Here is a 17,033-nt window from a genome sequence, read left to right as displayed (position 1 = left end):
ATGGTGCCTTCACCGCCCTGCCGACCTCAAGGAGACCAAATTCATGAAAGCCGACACCATCCTCGCCACCATCGGCTACACCCCGCACGTGCGCGTGCGCAAGCTGTTCGCCGACGTAGCCCGGCCGGGCCAGCAGGTGTGGATCAAGTCCGAGCGCTCGAACCCCGGCGGCTCGATCAAGGACCGCATCGCACTGGCGATGGTCGAAGACGCCGAACGCTCCGGCGCGCTGCCGCCTGGCGGCACCATCATCGAGCCGACCTCGGGCAACACCGGCGTGGGACTGGCCATGGTGGCCGCCGTCAAGGGCTACAGGCTGGTGCTGGTGATGCCCGACAGCATGTCGGTCGAGCGCCGCCGCCTGATGCTGGCCTACGGGGCGAGCTTCGACCTCACGCCGCGCGAGAAGGGCATGAAGGGCGCGATCGCGCGGGCAGAGGAACTGGTGGCCGGCACGCCGGGCGCATGGATGCCGCAGCAGTTCAACAACCCGGCCAACGTGGCGGTGCACGTGCGCACCACGGCCGAGGAAATCGCGGCCGATTTCCCCGAGGGGCTGGATGCGATCATTACCGGCGTGGGCACCGGCGGCCATCTGTCGGGTGTGGCGCAGGTGCTCAAGGCGCGCTGGCCAAAGCTGCGGGTGTTCGCGGTGGAGCCGGCAGCTTCGCCGGTGATCTCGGGTGGCACACCGGCACCGCATCCCATCCAGGGCATCGGTGCGGGTTTCGTGCCAAAGAACCTCGACACCACGTTGCTCGACGGCGTGATCCTCGTCGATGCCGAGCCGGCGCGCGAGATGGCACGGCGTTCGGCCCGCGAGGAAGGCATGCTCGTGGGCATTTCTTCCGGCGCCACGCTGGCCGCGATCGCCCAGAAGCTGCCCGAACTGGCCGACGACGCGGTGGTGCTCGGCTTCAACTACGACACCGGCGAGCGCTACCTCTCGGTCGAGGGTTTCCTGCCGGCCTGAACAGGAGGCCAGGAGGCCGCTGGCGCCCTGGCGGCGCCCGCTCAGTGTCACTGTTCAGTGCCGCAAGTTGAACGCCTGCCCGATGCTGCAACCGGCCGGGCAGTAGGTCGATGCCTCCCACTGCCGCATCCGCCGCTGTTGCGGCGTCTCCTGTGCGGCGACGGTGGCGCTGGCGCGCTGCGCACCCGCCGCATCGGCGTTGGCGGGGTCCACCACTGCGGGCCCGCCCAGCGCCAGCGCCGCCACTCCGCTGGCCATCGCGATCTTGGTGGCTATCAGCATGATCGTCTCCTAGAGCGACCGAAGTCGATGCACCCAAGATAGTCCTCGCGCCCCACGCTTTCATCGGGTCTTACCCAGGCGACTTTCGACCTACAGGGGCGCCAGCGTCGATAATGGCACCCCCCACAGCCCGCCACCTGCCCGAAGACCCCGGGCCGCACGCCATGCTTCGCCTTTCCGAAATCAAGCTTCCCCTGGATCCACCCGCCGATGCGCTGTCACGCGCCGTGCAGGGCCTGCTCGGCGTCGATGCCGACGCCGTCGTCCATATCCACGTGCACAAGCGCAGCTTCGATGCGCGCAAGGCCGATCTGCTGCAGGTCTACATCGTCGACGTGACGCTGGCCTCGCCGGCCATCGAAGCCGCGGCGCTGGCCCGGCTCGCGGGCAACCCGCGCGTGATGACGACGCCCGACATGCGCTACCGGCCCGTGGCGCAGGCACCGGCCGACCTGCCGCTGCGCCCGGTGGTGGTGGGCTTCGGCCCCTGCGGCATCTTCGCGGCGCTGATGCTCGCGCAGATGGGTTTCCGGCCGATCGTGCTCGAACGGGGCAAGACCGTGCGCCAACGCACCCAGGACACCTGGCGCCTATGGCGCAAGAGCGTGCTCGACCCCGAGTCGAACGTGCAGTTCGGCGAAGGCGGTGCCGGCACCTTCTCCGACGGCAAGCTCTACAGCCAGATCAAGGACCCCCGCTTTCTCGGCCGCAAGGTGATGGAAGAGTTCGTGAAGGCCGGCGCGCCGCCGGAAATCCTCTACGTCGCGCATCCGCACATCGGCACCTTCAAGCTGGTGAAGGTGGTGGAGAACATGCGCGCGCAGATCGTCGCGCTGGGCGGCGAGATCCGCTTCGAGCAGCGCGTGACCGACGTGCACATCGAGGACGGTCCGGCGGGCCGTCGCCTGCGCGGCCTGACGGTGCGCGACCAGGCCACTGGCGTGGACAGCGAACTGCGTTGCGACCAGGTGGTGCTGGCGCTGGGCCACAGCGCGCGGGACACCTTCGAGATGCTGCATGCGCGCGGCGTGCACATCGAAGCCAAGCCCTTCTCGATCGGCTTTCGCGTGGAGCATCCGCAAGGCCTGATCGACCGTGCGCGCTGGGGCCGCCATGCGGGCCATCCGCTGCTGGGGGCGGCCGACTACAAGCTGGTGCACCACGCGGCCAATGGCCGTGCGGTCTACAGTTTCTGCATGTGCCCGGGCGGCACGGTGGTCGCGGCCACGAGCGAGCCGGGGCGGGTCGTCACCAACGGCATGAGCCAGTATTCGCGCAACGAACGCAACGCCAATGCGGGCATCGTGGTGGGCATCGAGCCGAGCGACTTTCCTGGCTGGGACCACGCGGCGGCCAACGGCACCAGCGGCTCGCCGCTCGCCGGCATCGAACTGCAGCGCCAGCTCGAAGCCAACGCCTACGTGCTGGGCGGCAGCAACTACTGCGCGCCCGGTCAACTGGTGGGCGACTTCGTCGCCGGCAGGCCATCGACGTCACTGGGCAGTGTGGTGCCTTCGTACAAGCCCGGCGTGACGCCGACCGACCTGCATGCCGCGCTGCCCGCTTATGCGATCGAGGCGATGCGCGAGGCCTTTCCGGCCTTCGGCCGCAAGATCAAGGGCTTCGACCTGCACGACGCGGTGCTCACCGGCGTGGAAACACGCACCTCCTCGCCCATCCGAATGACGCGCGGCGAGGACTTCCAGAGCCTCAACACGCGCGGCCTCTTCCCGGCGGGCGAAGGGGCCAGCTACGCGGGCGGCATCCTGTCGGCCGGCGTGGACGGCATCAAGGTGGCGGAGGCCGTCGCGCGCAGCCTGATGGCCGGCGCAGTCTGAGCTTGCGGCCTGCTCAGTGCAGGCGACCGGCCGTCTCGCGCACGTCCTCGCGCACGGTGATGGCGGTGCGCAAGGCCAATCGCAGCGCCTCCACCTGCGCAGCCAGCGCCATGCTGGGCATGCCCGGTTGTGCGGCCGCCTGCTCGGGCAGCCCAGGCACATGGATGAAGCCGCCGCGCGTACCAGCCAGCGACGGCCAGCTCGCCAGGCGGTGCATCAGCGCATAGAAGACGTGGTTGCACACGAAAGTGCCCGCCGTGTTGGACACTGACGCCGGCAGCCCGGCACCGCGCAGGTCGCGCACCATCGCCTTCACTGGCAGCGTCGAGAAATAGGCGGCCGGTCCGCCCGCCACCACGGGGGTGTCGATGGGCTGCTGCCCCGCGTTGTCGGGAATGCGCGCGTCGTCGACGTTGAGCGCGGCACGCTCCACCGAAATATCGGCGCGACCACCGGCCAGCCCCAGGCATAGCACCAGTTGCGGGCGAAGTTCGACCAGCGACCGGTCGAGCCGCTCGGCCGCGCGGCCGAACACGCAGGGCAATTGCAGCGCATGCACCGTCGCGCCTTCGCACCGCCAGCCATCCAACGCACGCGCGACCTCCCATGAGGGATTGACGGTGTCACGGTCGAAGGGCTCGAAGCCCGTGAGCAGGATGCAGGGCGTCGTGTCGTAGGTCATGCGAAGATCCTGGAAAGAAAGGAAAAGCCTGGGCCGCCATTGGCATGGCCAGCATCACGCAGCATGCCGGGGAAATCTGCTACAACGCAAGCTCTCCATGCCTATGTCCAACGACTTTCACTTCTACGAGCCCGCCCAGGGCCACGGCCTGCCGCACGACCCCTTCAACGCGATGGTGGGACCCCGGCCGATCGGCTGGGTGTCCACGCAGGACGCGCAGGGCCGGCGCAACCTGGCGCCCTACAGCTTCTTCAACGCCTTCAACTACACGCCGCCCCTGGTCGGCTTTGCCAGCCTGGGCGAGAAAGACAGCCTGCGCAATATCCGCGAGACCGGCGAGTTCGGCTGGAACCTGGTGACCCGGCCGCTGGCCGAAGCCATGAACCAGAGTTGCGCGGCCGTGCCGCCGGAGGTCGATGAATTCACGCTCGCCGGGCTGACACCAGTCGCTTCGCGCTGCATCGCCGCGCCCCGCGTGGCCGAAAGCCCGGTGTCCTTCGAATGCCGGCTCACCCAGCTCATCCAGCTCGAAGGCGCCGACGGCAGCAAGCTGCCCACCTGGCTCGTGCTGGGCGAGGTGGTGGGCGTCCATATCGCGCGCCATCTGCTGAAGGACGGCATCTACGACACGGCCGCTGCAGAGCCCGTGCTGCGCGGCGGCGGACCGGCTGATTACTTCACGATACGCCCCGACAATCTCTTCAAAATGTTCCGGCCGCGCTGATAGCGGAAAATCGGCTCTTTTTCCTGCGACGGCCCTGGCCGCGCACCTTACGACGGACCTGCCTTCGCTGGCGTCCTCACACCGCATTCTCCGAAGCCATTCCGATGACCGAAGCCTCCCAAGACGCGCAGACGCCCGACACCGTGCCCCCCGCTGCCGACCCCGCCCGCAAACGCCGTGGCAGCCGTGGCGGACGCCGCGGCGGCAACAAGCAGGGCCGTCCCGTGGCTGCACCGGGCGACACGGCCGCGACCACCGATGCATCGGCCGCCGACGCCGTTGTCGCCGTGACCACGCCAGGTGCCACCTCGGCGCCACGCCAGGGCCACAAGGACAAGCGCACCCAGCCCCCGCAGGCGGCGCGCAAGGTCAACCCGATCCTCGAACGCCTGTTCGAGCTCTATCCCGCCCTGTTCGGCGCGCGCTTCGTGCCGCTCAAGCTGGGCGTGTTCGAAGACCTCGCCGCACGCCACCCCGACGTGCTGCCGCGCGAAGAACTCAAGGTGGCGATGGGCCTGCATGCGCGCTCGACGCGCTACCTGGAGAGCGTTGCAGCCGGACTGCCCCGCCACGATCTCGACGGCAATGTGGTCGAGCCAGTGGCCGCCGAGCACGTGCATCACGCCATCATGGAGGTGTTCCGTCGCCGCCAGACGCGCACCAAGGACGACCTGCGCCCGCAACTGCACAAGCGCATCATGGCCGCGATCGAGGCCTCGGGCCTCACGCGCGAGGCCTACGCCGAACGCGTGCGTGCCCGCGACGACGTGACCAATGCCGCCCTGGACGAAGCGCTGGCCGACCTCGCCAGCCAGGCCGCCAAGCGCGAAGCCCTGATGCGTGCGTTTCAGGCCAGCGGCAAGACCGAAGCCGAGTTCGCCGACATGTACGGCATGGACGTGAAGGAAGTGGCGCGCACGCTGCAGCGCGTGCGCAAGGATGAGGTGGCAGCGCAGGCCGCTGCAGCCCAGGCAGCAGCAGCGCAGCAAGCCGATCCGACGACCTGAAGAAAGGCGCAGCTGCAGCGCCCTGCGTCAGGCGTTGCGCTGCAGCGCGGCGATGCGCTCTTCGATCGGCGGATGGGTCGCGAAGAGCTTGCCCACCGCGCCCGTGATGCCCATGGCTTCGACCGCCTTGGGCAGTTCGCCAGCGGGCAGGCCGCCCAGGCGCGCCAGCGCGTTCATCATCGGCTGCTTGCGTCCCATGAGCTGCGCGGCACCCGCGTCGGCGCGGAATTCGCGCTGGCGCGAGAACCAGGCCACCACGATCGCAGCGGCAAAGCCCAGCACGATGTCCAGCACGATGGTGCTCACGTAATAGCCGATGCCGGGGCCCGAACTGCGGTCGTCGCCGCGGCGCAGGAAGCTGTCGACCGCGTAGCCGATCACGCGCGACAGGAACACCACGAAGGTGTTCATCACACCCTGGATCAGCGTCATCGTGACCATGTCGCCGTTGGCGATGTGCGCAACTTCGTGGCCGATGACGGCCTCGACCTCTTCGCGCGTCATGCCCTGCAGCAGGCCCGTCGACACCGCGACCAGCGACGAGTTCTTGAACGCGCCGGTCGCAAAGGCATTGGGCTCGCCCTCGAAGATCGCCACCTCGGGCATGCCGATACCGGCCTTGTCGGCAAACTTGCGCACGGTCGCGACGATCCAGGCCTCGTCGGCGTTCTGCGGGTTGTCGATCATGCGCAGGCCCGCGGTCCACTTGGCCATCGGCTTGCTGATGAGCAGCGAGATGATCGCGCCGCCAAAACCCATCACCAGCGCAAAGCCGAGCAGCGCGGTCAGGTTGAGACCGTTGGCCGTGAGGAAACGGTTGACGCCGAGCAGGCTGGCCACGATGCCGAGCACCGCCACCACCATCACGTTGGTCAGCACGAACAGAAGGATGCGTTTCAAGTTGATTCTCCGTGGGGAAACTGAGGGCCAGTTGGGGGTCCAAGGGGCCGATTCAAGCTTTGTCGTCGCCACACGGGCAGGATGTTGTGCTTGTTCTCACGCGGCGGGGGACGAAAAACCTGCCGGTCATCATAGAAGGAAAAGTTCTCGTTTTCGTTGCACCAGCCGGGTACACCGAGCACGGGAAGGGGAACGAAAGGCTTGGTGGCCAGCCAGTCCGGATCCAGCGCCGCCGCGAGCGCCGCGTCCGTCGCCGTGGCCGCGGCGGTGCCTGCGCCCACGGGCATCTCGACCACCAGCACGTGCGCCGTGGCGGGTTTGCGCGGCTGCACCAGCTTCTCCAGCAGCGCGTGGCCGAACAGATGAAGCCGAGCCTGTTGCCAGAGCGCGCGCTCGGCGACGAAGAGCCGGTGCCAGTCGCGCGCGAGCAGCGCATCCCACAGTGCGGGCGGTGCCTCAAGCACGGCGCCGTTCTCGTCGAACAGCGTGATCGCGTCGCGCAGCGCACCGCGCGTGGCGCCGATGCCGCTGCGTGCGATTTCAGCGGCCTGCAGCGCATTCAGGCGGCGCTTGGCCTGGGGGAACTGCCACCAGACCAGACCGTTGAAGAGGTCGTGAAGATTGCACCGTGTGGGCACGGTGCCGGTACGGCGGATGTGCGACTCGTAAGGTTCGTCCGCGGGGCAGGCCTGGGCCGCGGTGAAGCGCAGCGGCATGCCCACGGCGACCGGGTGCGAGGTCGCTGGCGTGGACGCGAAGGCGGGTGCGCACAGCGCGTCGGCCACCGTGGCGCCGCGTGCGAGCGCCTCAACGACCGGCGCGGCGCGCTCGGCAAAGGGCGACAGCCACGGCCGGGTGAAATCCAGCGCGGCGATCTCGCCGCGCCACGTCTGCGTCACGACAGGTCGAGGCCGACGTATTGCACCTTGCTCGGCTTGGCTGTCGGGCTCAACACAAACCAGTCGGGGTGCTTGCGGAACAGCTTGAGCGAACTCGCGCTCTTGCCGAGCAGCTTGCCCGCGCGAAGCCATTCGACCGCCTGGTTGAGCTCGATCTTGTCGCCCGTGCGGAATTCGGGCACGACATCAAGGATGTGCAGCACCTCTTCGGGCACCGGTGGTGGGGCCGGAGGCGCGATGGCGACGGCGTCGGTCTTCTTGCGACGCGGCGCGCGCTTGGTCGGCGCCTTGGGTTGAGGTTTGGCTTGAGTCTTGGCTTGGGCCTTGGGACTGCTCAGGGGAGACGCCTGTGGCTCGGCCTGGCTGTCAGGCGCCGCGGAAGGCCGCGCGCCATGGTGCAGCAGGTCGGTGAAAGCGTCGTAGACACCGCGCGTTTCCTCGCCGGTCTTGCCTTGCTGGCCGATGCCGCAGACACGACAACCCTTCTCACGCAGCCGGATCACGAGCGGGGCGAAGTCGGAGTCCGACGACACCAGATAAACCACCTGCGGTCGCTCGGCAATGACCAGGTCGATCGCGTCGACCGCCAGCGCGATGTCGGTGCTGTTCTTGCCGGCGGCCAGGTTGACCATCGGCCGTACGGACAGCCGTTTGAACAGTGCCTGGTGCTTGAGCGCCGCCTCGGGCGTGCAGTAGGCGCGGCGCACATGCAGCGCGCCATGCGCGGCGAGCACCTTGTGCACGGCCTGCTCGATGACGTCGGCCGACACGTTGTCGGCGTCGATCAGGAGCATGACCTTGGCCGTCGACGCCGTCATGCGAGCCGCCACGAGAGCGTTTCGCCACCGCGCAGCGGTTTGAGCGTGGCTTCGCCGTAGGGCACGGTCTCGGGCACGGTCCAGGTCTCGCGTTGGAGCGTGATGGTGTCGGTGTTGCGCGGCAGGCCGTAGAAATCGGCACCGTGGAAGCTCGCGAAGCCTTCGAGCCTGTCGAGCGCGCCAGCCTGGTCGAAGGCCTCGGCGTAGAGCTCGATGGCCGTCATGGCGGTGTAGCAGCCGGCACAGCCGAGCGCATGCTCCTTCAGGTGCGCGGCGTGCGGTGCGCTGTCGGTGCCCATGAAGAAGCGGTCGCTGCCGCTGGTGGCGGCCTCGACCAGCGCGACGCGGTGCGTCTCACGCTTGAGCACCGGCAGGCAGTAGTAGTGCGGGCGGATGCCGCCGGTGAAGATCGCGTTGCGGTTGTAGAGCAGATGGTGCGCGGTGATGGTGGCGGCGGTGAATGGGCCCGCATCGCGCACGTAGTGCGCGCCCTCCTTCGTGGTCAGGTGCTCGAAGACGATCTTGAGCTCGGGCATGTCGCGGCGCAGCGGGATCATCACGCGGTCGATGAAGACGGCCTCGCGGTCGAACAGGTCGATGGCCGGGTCGGTCACTTCGCCATGCACCAGCAGCAGCAGGCCGTGCTTTTGCATGGCTTCGAGCGTGGCGTAGGTCTTGCGGATGTCGGTCACGCCCGCGTCGCTGTTGGTGGTGGCGCCCGCGGGGTAAAGCTTGAGCGCGCGCACGCCGGCGTCGGCGGCGCGCGCGATCTCGTCGGCGGGCAGCTTGTCGGTGAGGTAGAGCGACATCACGGGCTCGAAGCCGCGTTCGGCCGGCATGGCGGCCAGGATGCGCTCGCGGTAGGCCAGCGCCTGCTCGGCGGTGGTCACGGGCGGGCGCAGGTTCGGCATGATCAGCGCACGGCCCACCTGGCGGGCGGAATGCGGCACGACGGCTTCGAGCGCGGCGCCGTCGCGCACGTGCAGGTGCCAGTCGTCGGGGCGGGTGAGGGTCAGGGTGTCGGCAGAACGTGTCATGGGTGGCGATTGTCGCCGTGTCCGTCAGCGCCCGTCGAGCGCCAAGGCACCGGCCCCTGTCATCAGGCGCAGGTTCTGCAGCGCCGCACCCGCGGCACCCTTGCCCAGGTTGTCGAGCACCGCGCTCAGCACAAGCTGGCCCGTGCGTTCGTTGCATGCCACGGCCAGGCTCATGTCGTTCGTTGCGTTGTGGACCTGCGGGTCCAGGTCGGCCGCACCCGAAGACATCGGCCGCACATGCACGTGCGCCGCGTTGCGGTACCGCTGCGTCAGGCATTCGTGAATGCGCGCGCCGGATGCCTCCGCGGGCAGCAGCCGCTGGTGCAGCCCGATGGTGAGCACGATGCCCTGCCGGTAGCTTGCGTAGGCGGGCAGGAAGATCGGCCGCACGGCCAGGCCGGCGTAGGCTTCGATCTCGGGCACGTGCTTGTGCGCGAGCGCCAGGCCGTAGACCGTCAGCGAATGCACATCCGGGCCGGCCTCGTGCGCCTCCGCGCCTGCCCTGCCTTGCCCGGAATAGCCCGATACGGCCTGGATGACGAGCGGATAGTCCGCAGGCAACAGGCCCGCATCCGTCAATGGCCGCAGCAGCGCGATCGCTGCGGTGGGATAGCAACCCGGGTTGGTCACCCGCGACGCTCGGGCGATGCGTTCGCCCTGCAAGGCATCGAGCTCCGGCAGGCCGTAGACCCAGCCGGGGCTGACGCGGTGCGCGGAGCTGGCATCGATGACACGCACCGACGGGTTCTCGATCATGGCCACCGCCTCGCGCGCTGCGGCATCCGGCAGGCACAGGATCGCGATGTCGCTCTCGTTGAGTGCGGCCCGCCGCGCCGCCGCGTCCTTGCGCAGGTGCGCCGGCAGGGTGCGGATGCGAAATTCCCCGCCCTGGAGCCGGTTCTGCAGGTCCAGGCCGGTGGTGCCCTGGTTGCCGTCGATGAAGATGTTGAGGTCCATGGAGCGCGATCGTAGGGAGATCGCGTCAATGGCTCCAGTTGAATATATCCAATGCAAGATTAAGAAAAGTTAAATTAGCGCGATGCGTGAACTCAACCTCGACCATCTGCGCACCCTGGTCGCCATTGCCGACCTGGGCTCGCTGGCCAATGCGGCGCGTGCCCTTCATCTCGCGGCCCCCACCGTCACGGTGCAGATCGCCGAACTGGAGTCGCGCCTGGGCGGCCAGTTGCTCGTTCGTGGACGCGGCCCGGCGCAGGCGACGGCCTTGGGTGAGCGGTTCATCGCGCGGGCCCGCAGGCTGCTGGCTGACGCGGACGACGCGGTGCAAGACGTTCGGCGCCAGCTCGCAGGCCAGACTGGCCGCGTGCGCGTGGGTGCCTCGACGGGCGTGATTGCGCACCTGCTGCCGCCCGCGCTCGAACGCCTGGCGCGCAACCACCCGGGTGTCGATGTCAATGTGCAGGTGCTGACATCCAACGAAAGCATGGCGCGGCTTGCGGCGGGCAGCCTGGACCTGGCCGTGGTCGCGCTGCCCCAGTCGCCCGTGCGCGGCGTGCATGTGACGCCGCTGCGACGCGAACCCGTGCTCGCGTACCTGCCGGCCAGCTGGAAGGCACCCCGGCGGTTGACGCCCCAGTGGCTGGCAGAACGGCCGCTGATCATGAACGACGCATCCACGCGCCTGTACCGGCTGACGGCCGAATGGTTTGCGGCAGCGGGCGTGCACTGCAGGCCGTGCATCGAGCTCAACTACAACGACGCCATTCGGACCCTGGTCGCGGCCGGCTACGGCGCAGCCCTGCTGCCCAAGGAATCGCAGCAACCGGCCCCGAACTCCGGCATCGTCGTGCGCCCGCTCGCGCCAGCGCTGTGGCGGCAGCTCGGCCTGGCCGTCGGCGACCCCAACGCGAGGGGCCCGGCACGCGTCGTCTTCGAAGCCCTGCTGCCCGGCATGGACAGCACGGCCTGAAGCGCGGCTTCGAGCGGCGTGGGGCGGGTGCGCCCCGGGCAGAGATTGCAAGAGGTGCGATTGATTGGCATGTCAATTGCTTTGAAAGCACACACCCGCAACTCACAGGTCAACCTCCCAATGAAGAAGCTCCGTTCGCTGCTGTCCCTGCCCATGCCACGCCTGGGCGCGCGCACCGGCGCCCTGCTGGTCGCAGGGCTCTCGCTGGCCAGCACCGCCGTGCTCGCGCAGGAGAAGGTGATGCGCATCGCCATGACCGCCGGGGACATTCCCCGCACCTCGGGCCAGCCCGACCAGGGCTATGAAGGCAACCGCTTCACCGGCATTCCGATGTACGACAGCCTGACGCAATGGGACCTGAGCTCGGCCACCAAGGCCAGTGTGGTGATTCCCGATCTGGCCGTGTCGTGGGCCGTCGACGCGAACGACCGCACCAAGTGGATCTTCAAGCTGCGTCCGGGCGTCAAGTTCCACGACGGATCGCCCTTCAACGCGGACGCGGTGGTCTGGAACGTCGACAAGGTGCTGCGCAAGGATGCGCCGCAATTCGATCCGGCCCAGATCGGCGTGACCGCCTCGCGCATGCCCACGCTGCGCACCGCGCGCAAGATCGACGACCTGACGGTCGAGCTCACCACGTCCGAACCCGATTCGTTCCTGCCGATCAACCTGACCAACCTGTTCATGGCGTCGCCCGTGCAGTGGGAGAAGAAGCTGGCCGCCGTGCCCGCGAGCGTGACCGACAAGGCCGAGCGCAGCAAGGCTGCCTGGACCGCATTCGCCGCCGACTACTCGGGAACCGGCCCGTTCAAGGCCTCGAAGTTCGTGCCGCGTGAGCGCCTGGAAATCGTCAAGAACCCCGACTACTGGGACGCCAAGCGCCGCCCCAAGATCGACCGCGTCGTGCTGCTGCCACTGCCCGAAGCCTCGTCGCGCACCGCCGCGCTGCTGTCGGGCCAGGTCGACTGGATCGAGGCGCCCTCGCCCGACGCGCTTGATGCGATCAAGGCACGTGGCTTCAAGCTCTACCAGAACCTGCAGCCGCATCTGTGGCCGTGGCAGTTCTCGATGCTGCCGGACTCGCCCTTCGCCGACAAGAAAGTCCGCTATGCCGCCAACCTGTGCCTGAACCGCACCGCGCTCAAGGAACTGCTGGGCGGCCTGATGGTCGAGGCGACCGGCGTGGCCGAACCCGGCAACCCGTGGCGCGGCAATCCCAAGTTCCAGATCAAGTACGACCCAACCGAAGCCAAGAAGCTGATGACCGAAGCCGGCTACTCGGCCGCCAAGCCGGTCAAGGTGAAGGTGCAGACCTCGGCGTCGGGCTCGGGCCAGATGCAGCCGCTGCCGATGAACGAGTTCATCCAGCAGAGCTTGAAGGAATGCTTCTTCGACGTGCAGTTCGACGTGGTCGAATGGAACACGCTGTTCTCCAGCTGGCGTCTGGGCGCGAAGGACCCGGGCGCCCATGGCGCGCATGCCACCAACGTGAGCGCGGCGACGATGGACCCGTTCTTCGCGATGGTCCGCTTCGTGAGCACCAAGGCCTTCCCGCCAGTGTCGAACAACTGGGGCTACTTCAGCAACCCGGAAGTCGATGCGCTCGTCGACAAGGCCCGCACCACCTTCGACGACAAGCAGCGCGACGCAGCCCTGGCCACGCTGCAGGCACGCATCATCGACGAGGCACCGTTCCTCTTCGTCGCCCACGACGTCGGCCCGCGCGCCCTGTCGCCGAAGATCAAGGGCGTCGTCCAACCGCAAAGCTGGTTCATCGACTTGGCAACCATGAGCATGGATTGAAGCTGCAACACGCTACGAAGCAGATGACCGGCCCATTCCAGAACCACCGCGGAACTGGCTTTGCCAGGCCGCCGGTGGTGCCCCCGGCAGGGGGTTGGCGTAGCGACACGCAGTGCGCGAAGACTGGGGGGGAGCAATGATTTATCTCCTGCGCCGCATCGGCTACGCGCTGCCCATCATGCTGGGCGTGTCCTTCCTGTGCTTCATGCTGGTGCATATCGCGCCGGGCGACCCGCTGGTGTCGATCCTGCCGGCCGATGCCTCGGTCGATCTGCAGCAGCAAATGATGAAGCTCTATGGCTTCGACCGGCCCTGGCCGGTGCAGTTCGCGCAGTGGATCTGGCGCGCGCTGCACGGCGACCTGGGCACCTCGATCGCCACGGCGCGGCCGGTGACGCAGGAAGTCTTCAAGGCCGTGGGCAACACCTTCATGCTGGCCGCGCTGGCCACGCTGATCGGCTTCGCCTTCGGCTCGCTCTTCGGTTTCGTCGCAGGGTACTTCCGTAACTCGTGGATGGACCGCGCGGCGTCGTTCATCTCGGTCATCGGTGTCAGCCTGCCGCACTACTGGCTCGGCATGGTGCTGGTCATCATCTTCTCGGCCAAGCTGATGTGGCTGCCCGCCACCGGCGCCGGGCCCGACGGCTCGGGCCTGTGGAAGTGGGACGTGGAACACGTCAAGTACCTGATCCTGCCCGCCGTCACCATGTCCTTCATCCCGATGGGCATCGTCGCGCGCACGGTACGCGCGCTGGTGGCCGACATCCTGTCGCAGGAGTTCGTGATCGGCCTGCGTGCGCGCGGCCTGGGCGACTTCGGTGTGTTCAGGCACGTGGTGAAGAACTGCGCGCCGACCGCGCTCGCGGTGATGGGTCTGCAACTGGGCTACCTGCTGGGAGGCTCGATCCTGATCGAGACCGTGTTCTCGTGGCCGGGTACCGGCTTCCTGCTGAACCAGGCGATCTTCCAACGCGACCTGCCGCTGCTGCAGGGGACGATCCTGGTGCTGGCGCTGTTCTTCGTCGGGCTGAACCTGATCGTCGACGTCTTGCAAACCCTGTTCGACCCCCGCATCGAAAGGGCCTGACCATGTCAACGACCACAGCCACCGCGCTCGCTGCCGGAACGCCGCCGTCGGCGCCCCTGCACGCCGTGCGCTCGCGCAGCCACGGCGCCAATGTGCTGCGCCGCCTGGTGCGCAACCCGGTCGCCATGACGGCCGCGGCCATCATCCTGCTGCTGATCCTCGTCGCGATCTTCGCGCCGTGGATCATGCCGGCCGACCCTTTTGCCACCTCGATGTTCAAGCGGCTGCGGCCGGTGGGCACGCCGGGCTTTCCGCTGGGCTCCGACGAGCTGGGCCGCGACCTGCTCTCGCGCCTGATGCTCGGCGGGCGGCTCTCGCTCTTCATGGGCATCGCACCGGTGATCATGGCTTTCGTGATCGGCAGCGCACTGGGCATCCTTGCGGGCTACGCGGGCGGCAAGGTCAACACCGTGATCATGCGCTGCATCGACGTGCTCTACGCCTTTCCATCGGTGCTGCTGGCCATCGCGCTGTCGGGCGCGCTGGGCGCGGGCATCACCAACGCGCTGATTTCGCTGACGGTGGTGTTCGTGCCGCAGATCGCGCGCATCGCCGAGAGCGTGACCACGCAGGTTCGGCGCAGCGACTACGTCGACGCGGCCCGCGCGTCGGGGGCGCCGGCACTGACCATCGTGCGGCGCCATGTCTTCGGCAACGTGATCGGGCCGATCTTCGTGTATTCGACCAGCCTGATCTCCGTGTCGATGATCCTGGCCTCGGGCCTGTCCTTCCTCGGCCTGGGCGTGAAACCGCCGCAGCCCGAGTGGGGCCTGATGCTCAATACGCTTCGCACCGCCATCTACAGCCAGCCGCTGATCGCCGCGCTGCCGGGCGTACTGATCTTCGTGACTTCGGTGTCGTTCAACATGCTGGCCGATGGCCTGCGCAACGCGATGGAGGTCAAGCAATGAATGCCATCACCACGAATGCATCCGTGCTCGAAGACCCGCGCGACGTCGGCGGCCCGCGCCAGCCGCTGATGCGCGTGCAGAACCTGAAGAAACACTTCCCGCTCAAGCGCGCGGGCCTGGGCTTCGGCCCGAAGTCGGCGGTGCGCGCCGTCGACGGCGTGAGCTTCGAGATCCGCAAGGGCGAGACGCTCGGCGTGGTCGGCGAATCGGGCTGCGGCAAGTCGACCACTGCGCGCCTCTTGATGCAGCTCATCGTGCAGGACAGCGGAGAGCTGGTGTTCGACGGCGCCACCGTCGGCGCGCGCGACCTGCCGCTGCGCGACTTCCGCCGCCAGACGCAGATGGTGTTCCAGGACAGTTATTCGTCGCTCAACCCACGCATGACGATCGAGGATTCGGTCGCCTTCGGCCCGACGGTGCACGGCGTGTCGTCGCGCGACGCGCTCAATCGCGCGCACGACCTGCTCGCGCGCGTCGGCCTGGAGCCCGCGCGTTTCGCGGGACGCTATCCGCATGAACTTTCGGGCGGCCAGCGCCAGCGCGTGAACATCGCACGCGCCCTGGCCCTCGAGCCACGGCTGGTGATCCTCGACGAGGCCGTATCGGCGCTCGACAAGTCGGTCGAGGCGCAGGTGCTCAACCTGCTCGAAGACTTGAAACGCGACTTCGGGCTGACCTACCTCTTCATCAGCCACGACCTGCACGTGGTGCGCTACATGTCGGACCGCGTGCTGGTGATGTACCTCGGCCAGGTGGTCGAGGTCGGCACGGCGGCGCAGGTGTTCGATGCACCGCGCCACCCCTACACGCGCGCGCTGCTGCGCTCGATGCCCAGCGGCGACCCGATGCAGCGCACCACCGAGGCACCGCTGTCGGGCGACCCGCCGAACCCGATCGACCCGCCACCCGGCTGCCGCTTCCATACGCGCTGCGCCTTCGCGCAACCGGTGTGCAGCCAGACGCAGCCGGACTTCATCGAGACGGCCGCCGGCCACGGCGCGGCCTGCCTGCGCTGGCAACCGGGCTCGGGTTACGTACCACCGCCGGACTTCCCCGACCTCGCCGACAGCCTCGCGGAGGTGGCCCATGCCTGAGTTCGCCGTCGAACTGAAGGACCTGCGCGTCAACTTCCTCGCGCCGGGCAAGCGCATCGAGGCCGTCAACGGCGTCGACCTGCAACTGCGCCAGGGCGAGGTGGTCGCGCTGATCGGCGAATCGGGCTCGGGCAAGAGCGTGACGCTGCGCACTGTGATGCGGCTGCACCCCGAGCGCAACACGCGCATCACCGGCAAGCTCGAAGTCAACGGCAAGGACGTGCTCGGCATGAACGCGCGCACGCTGGCGGACCTGCGCGGCAAAGAGGTCGCGATGATCTTCCAGGAGCCGCTGCTGGCGCTCGACCCGGTCTACACGGTCGGCGCGCAGATCGTCGAAGCCATCCGCCGCCACGAAGGCGTGAGTCACTCGGAAGCCAAGGGCCGCGCCCTGGCGCTGTTCGAGAAAGTGCGCATTCCCAGCCCCGAACGGCGCCTCGCCGCCTACCCGCACGAGATGTCCGGCGGCATGCGGCAGCGCGCGATGATCGCGCTGGCGCTGGCCTGCAACCCGAAGGTGCTGCTGGCCGACGAGCCCACCACCGCGCTCGACGCCACGGTGCAGATCCAGATTCTGCTGCTGCTGCGCGAGCTGCAGCGCGACCTCGGGCTGTCGGTGATCTTCGTGACGCACGACATCGGCGCGGCCGTCGAGGTGGCCGACCGCATCGCCGTGATGTACGCCGGGCGCATCGTCGAGGAAGGCACGGCCCGCGACCTGATCCTTTCGCCACGGCACCCGTACACCATCGCACTGCTCAAGAGCCGCGCGCACGGCGCGATGACGCGGGGGATGCGGCTGGAGACCATTGGCGGCTCGCCGCCCGACCTGTCAGCATTGCCGTCGGGTTGCGCCTTCGCCGCGCGCTGCACGCTCGCCGTCGACGCCTGCCGCGCGGCGCAACCGCCGGCGGTCGAGGTGTCACCGGGGCATCAGGCGCGCTGCATCCGTACGCAGGACGCTGCTGCGCTGGTGCCCCCACCCCATCCCGCGCATCCCCCACATGCCATCTCCCAGGCCGCCTGAGCGCACAGTCTGGCCCTCCGC

The 17,033-nt window shown here is 68.3% G+C and carries 17 protein-coding genes; 10 read left to right on the top strand and 7 right to left on the bottom strand.

The window, feature by feature from the left end; translation table 11 throughout:
- Positions 1–43: 43 nt before the first annotated feature.
- Entirely contained in the window at positions 44–973 is a 930-nt protein-coding gene (cysK, locus tag J2W36_RS19490) for a cysteine synthase A (RefSeq protein WP_307691421.1), read from the top strand.
- A gap of 54 nt (positions 974–1,027) precedes the next feature.
- Here the strand turns inward: cysK and J2W36_RS19485 are convergent, their stop codons facing one another.
- Positions 1,028–1,255, bottom strand: a complete 228-nt coding sequence (locus J2W36_RS19485; RefSeq protein ID WP_307691420.1) for a hypothetical protein — start codon at positions 1,253–1,255, stop codon at positions 1,028–1,030.
- Between the two features lie 164 nt (positions 1,256–1,419).
- Here J2W36_RS19485 and J2W36_RS19480 point away from each other — a divergent pair, with 164 nt between their 5' ends.
- Complete coding sequence (locus J2W36_RS19480; RefSeq protein ID WP_307691419.1) at positions 1,420–3,093, top strand: NAD(P)/FAD-dependent oxidoreductase; 1,674 nt, start codon at positions 1,420–1,422, stop codon at positions 3,091–3,093.
- Positions 3,094–3,106: 13 nt separating this feature from the next.
- Here the strand turns inward: J2W36_RS19480 and pcp are convergent, their stop codons facing one another.
- Entirely contained in the window at positions 3,107–3,775 is a 669-nt protein-coding gene (gene pcp, locus J2W36_RS19475; RefSeq protein WP_307691418.1) for a pyroglutamyl-peptidase I, read from the bottom strand.
- Positions 3,776–3,878: 103 nt separating this feature from the next.
- Between pcp and J2W36_RS19470 the strand changes: the two genes are divergently transcribed.
- Together J2W36_RS19470 and J2W36_RS19465 are read left to right on the top strand one after the other, a co-directional pair.
- Positions 3,879–4,499 carry a flavin reductase family protein gene (locus J2W36_RS19470; RefSeq protein ID WP_307691502.1) on the top strand — a complete coding sequence of 207 codons (621 nt, stop codon included), beginning with the start codon at positions 3,879–3,881 and terminating at the stop codon, positions 4,497–4,499.
- 104 nt (positions 4,500–4,603) lie between these two features.
- Positions 4,604–5,506 (top strand): ProQ/FINO family protein, encoded by a 903-nt coding sequence (locus tag J2W36_RS19465; RefSeq protein WP_307691417.1) that lies wholly within the window; start codon positions 4,604–4,606, stop codon positions 5,504–5,506.
- A gap of 27 nt (positions 5,507–5,533) precedes the next feature.
- Here J2W36_RS19465 and htpX read toward each other — a convergent pair whose 3' ends face one another.
- The 5 genes from htpX to argC are packed head-to-tail and all read right to left on the bottom strand — an operon-like array spanning position 5,534 to position 10,117.
- The gene (htpX, locus tag J2W36_RS19460) at positions 5,534–6,406 is read right to left on the bottom strand and encodes a protease HtpX (protein WP_307691416.1); all 873 of its coding nucleotides are present in this window, start codon (positions 6,404–6,406) and stop codon (positions 5,534–5,536) included.
- Positions 6,403–7,305 (bottom strand): DUF3025 domain-containing protein, encoded by a 903-nt coding sequence (locus J2W36_RS19455; protein WP_307691415.1) that lies wholly within the window; start codon positions 7,303–7,305, stop codon positions 6,403–6,405. The genes htpX and J2W36_RS19455 overlap by 4 nt, the downstream gene beginning before the upstream one ends.
- Entirely contained in the window at positions 7,302–8,123 is an 822-nt protein-coding gene (locus J2W36_RS19450) for an NYN domain-containing protein (RefSeq protein ID WP_307691414.1), read from the bottom strand. Before J2W36_RS19450 ends, J2W36_RS19455 begins: the two co-directional genes overlap by 4 nt.
- On the bottom strand, positions 8,120–9,160 hold the full coding sequence (gene pyrC, locus J2W36_RS19445) for a dihydroorotase (RefSeq protein ID WP_307691413.1): 1,041 nt from the start codon (positions 9,158–9,160) through the stop codon (positions 8,120–8,122). Before pyrC ends, J2W36_RS19450 begins: the two co-directional genes overlap by 4 nt.
- A 24-nt stretch (positions 9,161–9,184) precedes the next feature.
- A complete protein-coding gene (gene argC, locus J2W36_RS19440) occupies positions 9,185–10,117 on the bottom strand; it encodes an N-acetyl-gamma-glutamyl-phosphate reductase (protein WP_307691412.1) in 933 nt (310 codons plus the stop codon).
- An 82-nt stretch (positions 10,118–10,199) separates the two neighbouring features.
- Between argC and J2W36_RS19435 the strand changes: the two genes are divergently transcribed.
- The 6 genes from J2W36_RS19435 (at position 10,200) to J2W36_RS19410 (ending at position 17,012) form a co-directional block, all read left to right on the top strand.
- Positions 10,200–11,090 (top strand): LysR family transcriptional regulator, encoded by an 891-nt coding sequence (locus J2W36_RS19435; RefSeq protein WP_307691411.1) that lies wholly within the window; start codon positions 10,200–10,202, stop codon positions 11,088–11,090.
- A 153-nt stretch (positions 11,091–11,243) separates the two neighbouring features.
- Positions 11,244–12,893: an ABC transporter substrate-binding protein gene (locus J2W36_RS19430; protein ID WP_307691501.1), complete on the top strand. Its 1,650-nt coding sequence runs from the start codon at positions 11,244–11,246 to the stop codon at positions 12,891–12,893.
- 136 nt (positions 12,894–13,029) lie between these two features.
- Positions 13,030–13,980, top strand: a complete 951-nt coding sequence (locus J2W36_RS19425) for an ABC transporter permease (RefSeq protein ID WP_307691410.1) — start codon at positions 13,030–13,032, stop codon at positions 13,978–13,980.
- 2 nt (positions 13,981–13,982) lie between these two features.
- Complete coding sequence (locus J2W36_RS19420) at positions 13,983–14,891, top strand: ABC transporter permease (protein ID WP_307691409.1); 909 nt, start codon at positions 13,983–13,985, stop codon at positions 14,889–14,891.
- Positions 14,888–15,985 carry an ABC transporter ATP-binding protein gene (locus J2W36_RS19415; protein ID WP_307691408.1) on the top strand — a complete coding sequence of 366 codons (1,098 nt, stop codon included), beginning with the start codon at positions 14,888–14,890 and terminating at the stop codon, positions 15,983–15,985. The genes J2W36_RS19420 and J2W36_RS19415 overlap by 4 nt, the downstream gene beginning before the upstream one ends.
- Positions 15,978–17,012, top strand: a complete 1,035-nt coding sequence (locus tag J2W36_RS19410; protein WP_307691407.1) for an ABC transporter ATP-binding protein — start codon at positions 15,978–15,980, stop codon at positions 17,010–17,012. Before J2W36_RS19415 ends, J2W36_RS19410 begins: the two co-directional genes overlap by 8 nt.
- The last annotated feature ends 21 nt before the right edge of the window (positions 17,013–17,033 follow it).

Origin of the sequence: Variovorax ginsengisoli (assembly GCF_030811835.1) — a bacterium.
Taxonomy (GTDB): Bacteria; Pseudomonadota; Gammaproteobacteria; order Burkholderiales; family Burkholderiaceae_C; genus Variovorax; species Variovorax ginsengisoli_C.
The sequence above is the reverse complement of the archived record's forward strand: the minus strand, read 5'-3'. Positions and strand labels throughout refer to the sequence as shown.

What these genes read in the sequence shown, in the direction of transcription:
- cysK (WP_307691421.1), top strand. Translation starts at nt 44, where the DNA reads ATGAAAGCCGACACCATCCTCGCCACCATCGGCTACACCCCGCACGTG.
- J2W36_RS19485 (WP_307691420.1), bottom strand. Translation starts at nt 1,255, where the DNA reads ATGCTGATAGCCACCAAGATCGCGATGGCCAGCGGAGTGGCGGCGCTG.
- J2W36_RS19480 (WP_307691419.1), top strand. Translation starts at nt 1,420, where the DNA reads ATGCTTCGCCTTTCCGAAATCAAGCTTCCCCTGGATCCACCCGCCGAT.
- pcp (WP_307691418.1), bottom strand. Translation starts at nt 3,775, where the DNA reads ATGACCTACGACACGACGCCCTGCATCCTGCTCACGGGCTTCGAGCCC.
- J2W36_RS19470 (WP_307691502.1), top strand. Translation starts at nt 3,879, where the DNA reads ATGTCCAACGACTTTCACTTCTACGAGCCCGCCCAGGGCCACGGCCTG.
- J2W36_RS19465 (WP_307691417.1), top strand. Translation starts at nt 4,604, where the DNA reads ATGACCGAAGCCTCCCAAGACGCGCAGACGCCCGACACCGTGCCCCCC.
- J2W36_RS19450 (WP_307691414.1), bottom strand. Translation starts at nt 8,123, where the DNA reads ATGACGGCGTCGACGGCCAAGGTCATGCTCCTGATCGACGCCGACAAC.
- pyrC (WP_307691413.1), bottom strand. Translation starts at nt 9,160, where the DNA reads ATGACACGTTCTGCCGACACCCTGACCCTCACCCGCCCCGACGACTGG.
- argC (WP_307691412.1), bottom strand. Translation starts at nt 10,117, where the DNA reads ATGGACCTCAACATCTTCATCGACGGCAACCAGGGCACCACCGGCCTG.
- J2W36_RS19435 (WP_307691411.1), top strand. Translation starts at nt 10,200, where the DNA reads ATGCGTGAACTCAACCTCGACCATCTGCGCACCCTGGTCGCCATTGCC.
- J2W36_RS19430 (WP_307691501.1), top strand. Translation starts at nt 11,244, where the DNA reads ATGCCACGCCTGGGCGCGCGCACCGGCGCCCTGCTGGTCGCAGGGCTC.
- J2W36_RS19425 (WP_307691410.1), top strand. Translation starts at nt 13,030, where the DNA reads ATGATTTATCTCCTGCGCCGCATCGGCTACGCGCTGCCCATCATGCTG.
- J2W36_RS19420 (WP_307691409.1), top strand. Translation starts at nt 13,983, where the DNA reads ATGTCAACGACCACAGCCACCGCGCTCGCTGCCGGAACGCCGCCGTCG.
- J2W36_RS19415 (WP_307691408.1), top strand. Translation starts at nt 14,888, where the DNA reads ATGAATGCCATCACCACGAATGCATCCGTGCTCGAAGACCCGCGCGAC.
- J2W36_RS19410 (WP_307691407.1), top strand. Translation starts at nt 15,978, where the DNA reads ATGCCTGAGTTCGCCGTCGAACTGAAGGACCTGCGCGTCAACTTCCTC.